This is a genomic window from Christensenella sp. (assembly GCF_034927525.1).
Lineage (GTDB): Bacteria > Bacillota > Clostridia > Christensenellales > Christensenellaceae > Christensenella.
In genome coordinates, this window is the sequence record NZ_JAYFPU010000262.1 from 1 (window position 1) to 7,731 (window position 7,731).

The window sequence follows — 7,731 nt, forward strand, 5'->3', positions numbered from 1 at the left end:
CCTTAGCTTCTTTGCCAACAGCGTATCCTGTGTCACGTCTACTTGTTTTCCATCGTCTGAAAAGTCCGGCGCCACATTCGCTTCCTGCTTCAATTCGCCGTCAATGTAATACGCCGCCCTGCCGTGCCAGCCGTTTTCATCGCGCCACAAAAAATGACGTAGCAAATGTCCGGCATCCATTCCGTCCTTTTCCACAAGCGGAATCTTTTTTTCGTTTACAAAAAGACGAATTTCGTCGCAAATGTCATTGTAAAATTCAGGTGTGTTCGTATATAAGGAAAACATAAGTTATCCCTGCATGAACGGATTGCTGTGTTTTTCCCGCTCCAGTGTCGTCGCTTCGCCGTGTCCCGGATAAACAGCATAATCCCGCTCCATCCCTTTTAACAACGCAAGGGATTGCGCCATTTCATTCCAGTCGCTGCCCGGAAAATCCGTCCGCCCGATCGAGCCTGCAAAGAGCGTGTCCCCGGAAAAGATCACGTCATCCACAAGATAGCAAACCCCGCCGCGCGTATGCCCCGGTGTGTGCAGCACCCGGAAGGAAAGCCCTGCCGCATCGATCGTATCCCCGTCCGGAAGCAAAATATCCGCCGGAGCAAGCTTACACTCCCGTCCCAAAAACGCAGATAAATTCCGCGATGGTATGCCAAGCATGTCCGCGTCCTTTTCATGGATCGCGACCTTCGCGCCGTATTTGTCCCGCAGCTCATCCGTCGCCGCAATATGATCCGCATGCCCATGCGTCAGCAGGATATGCGAAACACCAAGTCCAAGCTTGTCAAGCTGCCTTATGATCTCCTGTGCGCCCTCGCCCGGATCGATAACAACCGCTTCATCCGCGCCATCCGCGCGCACGATATAACAATTTTCAAACAACCCGCTTTCGCGTCCTGTAATAACCGCTTCAATCAACATCACTCAAAATTCCTTTTTGCTGTCAAGTAGGATCGTCACCGGCCCGTCGTTCACAAGAAACACGTCCATCGTAGCCTGAAACTGTCCTGTCTGTATTTTTTCCCATTTTCCACGGAACACTTCGACACACTCCGCAAACATATCCCGCGCAGCGTCCGGCGGCGCAGCATGGATATAGCTCGGCCTTCTTCCCTTGCGCGCATCACCGTAAAGCGTAAACTGCGAAACGAGCAACAGCTCCCCTCCGATATCCCTAAGCGACAAGTTCATCACGTCATTTGCATCCTCAAATATCCGCAGATTCAGACACTTGTCCGCAATATATTCCATGTCCCTGCGCGTATCGTCGCCGCTTATTCCAACAAGCACCAGCAAGCCTGCACCGATGCTGCTGATGGTATTGCCCTCCACTGTAACGGAAGCATTTTTTACACGCTGTACGACTGCTCTCATATCTCTAATAATTGACGCGGAACACGTCTTTTACGCCCTTCAAATTCCGCAGCTTGTTGATCAGGTCGTTTAGGTCGTCCACCGAGGTGATGTTCGACCGAAGCGAGATGTTCGCCATGCCGTTTTTGGCAGAATGCGCGTTGATCGCGGTAATATCCTTGTTGGCATTGTACATCGCTTGCGATATCTCCACCATCAGCCCCGGCCTGTCATTTGCCACGATCTGCACCTCAACGTTATAGGTCGCGGTCTGGTCTGCCACCCACGCAACGTCGATCAGCCGGTCTTTGTCCACGCTCATTTCCTTTAGATTCTTACAGTCCTTCGTATGTACGCATACGCCGCGCCCGCGCGTGATATAACCGATGATATCATCCCCTGGCACCGGGTTACAGCATTTCGCAAAGCGCACCGCGAGTCCCGTACTGCCCTTGACTGTGATATCGCCCTCCGAACCCTTGCCTGTGCGTTTGACGATCTTTAGCTCGTCGCTGCCCGTATCGATGTTTTTGGCGATCTTGTATTGCTCGATCAGCTTAAGCAGTATCTGGTTGACCGTGATGGAACCATATCCGATCGTCGCAAACATATCGTCTAAGGAATTGAGCGTAAAACGCTTATAAAGCACACTCAGCCAATCGTTGTTAAGAAGCTCGTGCAGCTGGTACCCCTGCCGCTTGGCTTCCTTTTCCAGCATTTCACGTCCCTTGACGATGTTTTCTTCCTTAAGCTGCTTTTTGAACCACTGTTTGATCTTGCTGCGTGCCTGCGTCGTTTTGACAAATTTCAGCCAATCCCTGCTGGGCGTCGCTGTATTTGACGTCATAATTTCAATGATGTCGCCTGTACGCATCTTATAGTCAAGCGTTACCAGCTTACCGTTTGCCTTTGCACCAACGCACTTGTTGCCGATAGCGCTGTGGATGCTGTAAGCAAAATCAAGCGGCGTAGAGCCGTTCACAAAATCCTTTACATCCCCTTTCGGTGTAAAGACAAATACGTTGTCCGCAAAAATATCGACCTTCAAGGTCTCCATAAATTCCTTGGAGTCCTTCATGTCGTTCTGCCATTCCATCAGCTCCCGCAGCCACGAAAGCTTTGCGTCGATATCGCTGCCGCCCTTCGCGCCTTCCTTGTACTTCCAGTGCGCGGCAATACCATATTCTGCCGTGCGGTGCATGTCGTACGTCCTGATCTGTACCTCAAACGGTTTGCCGTCGTCCCCCAAAAGCGTCGTATGGAGCGACTGGTACATATTTTGCTTTGGCACGGCAATATAATCCTTAAAGCGCAGCGGTATTGGCTTCCACATCGTATGCACAAGCCCCAGAACGCCATAGCAGTCCTTGACGCTCGAAACAATGATGCGGATCGCGATCAGGTCATATACCTCTTCAAAGACCTTGTTTTTGTTTTTCATCTTTTTATAGATGCTGTAGATATGCTTGGGCCGGCCTTCGATCTCCGCTTTGATTTTCATTTCCACAAGCTTGTCTTCCAGCTTGGCAATGACGGAGTTGATCTGCTTTTCGCGCTCCACACGCGTAGAAGCGATCTTGTTGGCGATCTCAAAGTAATCATCCGGATGCAGAAATTTCAGCGACAGGTCTTCAAGCTCCCACTTGATCGCGCTGATACCTAAACGGTGTGCCAGAGGCGCATAAATTTCCAGCGTTTCCGTCGCTTTTTCGATCTGTTTATTTTCGGACTGGTATTTTAGCGTCCGCATATTGTGCAGGCGGTCGGCCAGCTTGATAATGACCACGCGGATATCGGAAGCCATCGCAAGGAACATCTTGCGCAGGCTTTCCCACTGCTGTTCTTCGCGCGTCTTAAAATCGTAATTTTTGAGCTTGGTCACGCCATCAACAAGCTTTGCGATCTCGGGGTTAAACTCCTGCTCGATCTCATCGATCGTCAGCAGCGTATCTTCCACCGCGTCGTGCAATATCCCAGCGATGATCGTCGTATTGTCCAATCCCAAATCAGCAATGATGTCGGCGACGGCCAGGGGATGGGTAAAAAAGGGCTCGCCAGAATGGCGGAGCTGCCCTTCGTGCGCCTTTTCCGCCATAGCAAACGCTTTCTCAACGCCCGCGTCATATTCCAGTTTATGCCGTCTTATAAAGTCCTGATAATAGTCCGACACCCAAACTTCCCCTTTTTCTTTCTCAGTACTGCACCTGAGAATATACGTTATAGCCCTTGAGAACGTCGCGTCCGCCAAGGTCTGTAAGCTCGATCACAAAATTGAGCGAGGTCACTTCCGCGCCCGCCATCTCCACTAGGTCACACGCCGCCTTTGCCGTGCCGCCCGTCGCGAGCAGATCGTCAAAAATCGCCACACGCATCCCCGGAGCGATCGCATCCGTGTGCATTTCAAATTTATCCGTACCATATTCCAGATGATATTCCACATGGAAAGCGTCTGAAGGCAGCTTCCCCGCTTTTCTGACGGGTACGATCCCTTTTCTCAGCTTATACGCAACAGGAGCGCCAAACAAAAAGCCACGCGCATCCAGCACCACGATCATATCGATATTTTCATCCTTCACGCGCTCTGTGAACGTATCTGTTACATAGGCAAACGCATCCGGGTCTTTGACCAAGGTGGTGATATCCCTAAAAATGACGCCCGGCTCCGGGAAATTCATAATATCTCTAATTTTTGTTTTCAGATCCATTGGTGGTTCTCCCTCTCAAGAAAATTTCTGATAGATCGCGCTTTCCAAAAGATCACGCTTTCCGTTTTTGATCATAATGTGTATTCTATCACTTTTTTGTATTTCTAGCAATCCAATCTGGCTAAGCACCAGCGTCCCAAAGGCAATCTTACTCGCGCTAAGACCATCAACATATTTTTTCAGGAAGGCGACCATCGCACCTTCATCCAAAAATGATATTTTCTGGTCGCTGACCCCTTTTAATATCACATATACCTGCAAGAGCGTTTCACGCTCGCAAAAATATATTTCCTTGTCTACATCCGACGGCGACGCGCAGGTCTCGATATACCGCTTTGCTTTATCATATTGCTGCTTTAAGGTCTCGTCAAAGGAGAAAGTATTGACGATCATTTGCGGCTTATTATCGAACGAATTCACATTGAGTACGCCGACCACATCCGCCACCGACGGAACGTCCGCCGCCTGCATACCGAATACAACGCCGTTCACAGAACGCTTGTTTTCTTCAATACGAAACTTCGCGTGCTTATCCTCCCCAATCGGACGAATATCCCGTATAGAAGCCCTTTTGACCAACACCTCAACTTGTTCGTTTTTATGCCCAAACGGCCGCAAGCGGTCAAATTCTTCGATCAGCTTATTGCCGATGTCGCCGGTTTTCACTTCCATATCGTAATATTTGACCGGCCGGAACACGTCGTCTTCATAATGCTCATTCATATAGGAATTCAGGCGCGACGCAAGCTGCTTAAGATTATCTTCCTTGATCGTCAGCCCTGCCGCTCCCGAATGCCCGCCAAATTTCTCGTAAAATTGCGCTTGCGACTTGAGCGCTTCATAAATATTCACACCGTCTATGCTGCGTGCAGAGCCGGTAAATACACCGTCTGTTTCCGTACCGCCCAGCAATACTGTCGGCCGCACAAATGCCTCCGAAACCTTCGACGCCGCAAGACCAACGATACCGATGTCCCAGTCTTTTCGATAGAGCAGGATGATTTTTCCGTCTTTTGCGTCGCCTACCATTTCGATGGCTTCGTTCACGACCTTCTCCTGCCGTTTCTGGCGATCCGTATTCAATTCGCACAGCTGTTTTGCAAGCTGTTCCAATTTGCTTTCATTGGTATCGCTCAATAATTCAAATGCGATGCGCGCCGTCGATATCCTGCCGGCAGCATTGATGCGCGGCGCTAAAACAAACGAGACGGTCTGTGCATCAATCTCATTGCGCTTGGGACAAGCCAGCGCCGCCAGCGCCGCGATCCCCGGATTTGGGTCGCTGTTGATCTTTTTTAATCCCAGCGCCACGATCGCACGGTTTTCGCCCTGCAGCGGAACAATGTCCGCAATAGTCGCCAGTGCCGCAAGATCGATATAAGCGAGCGCATCTTTGCCAAGCAGTGCCTGCGCGATCTTAAAAGCCACCCCAGCGCCGCAAAGGTCGTGGTATGGATATGTTTCCTCCGGACATTTGGGATTGATAATGAAATCCGCTTTCGGCAAAACAGGCGGACATTCATGGTGGTCCGTCACTATGGTCTTCATGCCAAGCTCTCTGGCCCGCGCGATCTCCGCAACATTGGTGATTCCGCAATCCACAGTCAAAAGCAGCTCTGTACCCTTAAGCTTCTCTATGCTCTCAATGGAAAGCCCATAACCGTGCTCCATACGGTCAGGCAAAAAGCATTCTACCTTTGCCTGCATTTTTTTCAGCACCTGATACAAGATAGCGCACGCAGATGTCCCATCTGCGTCATAGTCGCCATAAACGCATATTTTACCCTTTACAGCAATCGTATGCTTTATCATGCTGACCACGTCGCGCATATCGCGGAACAAAAACGGATCATTCAGCTGAGAAACATCCGGATTCAGAAACAAGCGCGCCGCTTCTACAGTCACGATCCCGCGGGCGCACAAAAGCCGCGCTGTCATCTGCGAAATACCGAGTTCTTTACTCAGCTCCACGATCAATGAGCGATCGTCGCTTATCTGCGGTTTTTGCTTCAAAACATATTTCATCCATAAACCCTTGTTTTCAAAAAAGACCTCCTTGTTTTAAGAAGGTCTTTTCCTTATTATGCTTTTACCGTTTTCTTTTTGGATTTTTGCTGCGCTTTTTTCTTGCTTCCCGTCTTATTCTGCGCCTTTTTCTTTTTATCGAACTTGTCCGCCATCAGCGCCCACAACGGAGCAGAGATCAGCACGGACGAATATACGCCGGCAAGCAAGCCGATAATGATCGGCAGCGCAAATTCCTTGATCGCCTCTACCCCAAAAATGTAAAGTGCAAGGATCATGATCAGCGTCGTGATCGACGTATTGATCGTTCTGGTCAACGTCTCCTTGATGCTGATATTCGCAATGTCGCTGCGCGTATGTTGCTTTAACCCCATTACCTTTAGGTTATCCCTGACACGGTCAAAGACGACGATCGTATTGTTGATCGCGTAACCGATGATCGTCAGGCAGGCCGCAATGAACGCACTATTGATCTGTATCCGCAAAATACATACCACCGCGATCATGATCGCAACGTCATGTATGAGCGTCACAACAGCACTGATCCCGTTATACAGTTCAAACCTGATCCAGATGTATATGAGCATCAACGCACACGCTACTGCTACCGCCAATATCGCATTACGGATCAGCTCCGAACTTGTCACACCGCCGACCCGATCAACAGACGCGATCGTTGCATCCGGGTAAGTCTCCTGAATATCTGCAATAATAGCTGAATTTGTATTCGCCTGTTCTTCTTCATCCGGCAACAGTCTCATACGTATCTGTGCCTGCGTAAAATTATCACCCGTCTGTACGATGGGCGAATCGCCCATGCCATTCTTATCAAGCGCCTGCTTCACAACGTCCGTATCGAAATCGCCACCAAATTCGACTGTTGTAATATTGCCGCCCGTGAAGTCTATTCCAAGGTTGAGGCCGCCATTGAGAGCGCCGAAGATCACGCCAATCACAATGATCGCAATGGGCAGTAATACAAACCACTTAAGGTTCTTTGTAAACATTACGCAGCACCCCCTTCCTTTTTCGCCTTGGCCGCGGCGCGAATCTCCTTCGCCTTAGCCATAAAGACGTTCGGGTTTTTGATGTTCAGATTGACAAACATCTTCAAAATACCTCTTGTGATCAGGAGCGCAGAGATCATCGATACGATGATACTGATGATCAGCGTATAGGCAAAACTCTTTAATGTACCCGCGCCGAAGACCGCAAGTACGATCGCGCAGATCAGCGTTGTAACGTTGGAGTCCAAAATCGTGATAAAAGCTTTCTTAAAGCCCGCGTCCACCGAGGTCCGCAATGTTTTTCCCGTACGGAATTCTTCCTTGAACCTCTCAAAGATAATTACATTTGCATCTACCGCCATACCGATACCTAAAATGATACCGGCTATCCCCGGCAAGGTCAGCTGCACCCCCGGCACACTTCCCAAGAGCAGCATGACAAAACATACGTAAACAGCCAGCGCCATACACGCTACAAGTCCCGGTATGCGGTATATGATCAGCATGAAAATGAACAGGATGCAAAGACCAATAAGCCCCGCCTGAATGCTGTTCTGCAAAGCGCCTACGCCGAGTGTCGCGCTCATGGAGCGCACTTCGATTTCTTTCAAATCAAGAGGCAGCGCGCCACTTTCGATCTGCAG

The 7,731-nt window shown here is 49.8% G+C and carries 8 protein-coding genes; all 8 read right to left on the reverse strand.

Translation table 11 applies throughout. The features are described 5' to 3' along the window. Nucleotides 1-285: hypothetical protein (locus tag VB081_RS10735; RefSeq protein ID WP_323400810.1), on the reverse strand; the 285-nt coding region annotated here is incomplete at its 3' end. Nucleotides 286-288: 3 nt separating this feature from the next. Then, entirely contained in the window at nt 289-918 is a 630-nt protein-coding gene (locus VB081_RS10740; protein ID WP_323400811.1) for an MBL fold metallo-hydrolase, read from the reverse strand. 3 nt (nt 919-921) lie between these two features. Continuing rightward, nucleotides 922-1,371 (reverse strand): D-aminoacyl-tRNA deacylase, encoded by a 450-nt coding sequence (gene dtd, locus VB081_RS10745; protein ID WP_323400812.1) that lies wholly within the window; start codon nt 1,369-1,371, stop codon nt 922-924. A gap of 4 nt (nt 1,372-1,375) precedes the next feature. Beyond that, nucleotides 1,376-3,520 (reverse strand): RelA/SpoT family protein, encoded by a 2,145-nt coding sequence (locus tag VB081_RS10750; RefSeq protein ID WP_323400813.1) that lies wholly within the window; start codon nt 3,518-3,520, stop codon nt 1,376-1,378. Between the two features lie 22 nt (nt 3,521-3,542). Beyond that, nucleotides 3,543-4,055, reverse strand: a complete 513-nt coding sequence (locus VB081_RS10755; protein ID WP_323400814.1) for an adenine phosphoribosyltransferase — start codon at nt 4,053-4,055, stop codon at nt 3,543-3,545. A gap of 15 nt (nt 4,056-4,070) precedes the next feature. Next, complete coding sequence (gene recJ, locus VB081_RS10760) at nt 4,071-6,080, reverse strand: single-stranded-DNA-specific exonuclease RecJ (protein ID WP_323400815.1); 2,010 nt, start codon at nt 6,078-6,080, stop codon at nt 4,071-4,073. Nucleotides 6,081-6,136: 56 nt separating this feature from the next. Further along, nucleotides 6,137-7,087 carry a protein translocase subunit SecF gene (secF, locus tag VB081_RS10765; protein ID WP_323400816.1) on the reverse strand — a complete coding sequence of 317 codons (951 nt, stop codon included), beginning with the start codon at nt 7,085-7,087 and terminating at the stop codon, nt 6,137-6,139. Then, nucleotides 7,087-7,731, reverse strand: a 645-nt coding sequence (locus VB081_RS10770) for a preprotein translocase subunit SecD (protein WP_323400817.1), incomplete at its 5' end; no start/stop codon positions are given. The genes secF and VB081_RS10770, both read right to left, overlap by 1 nt.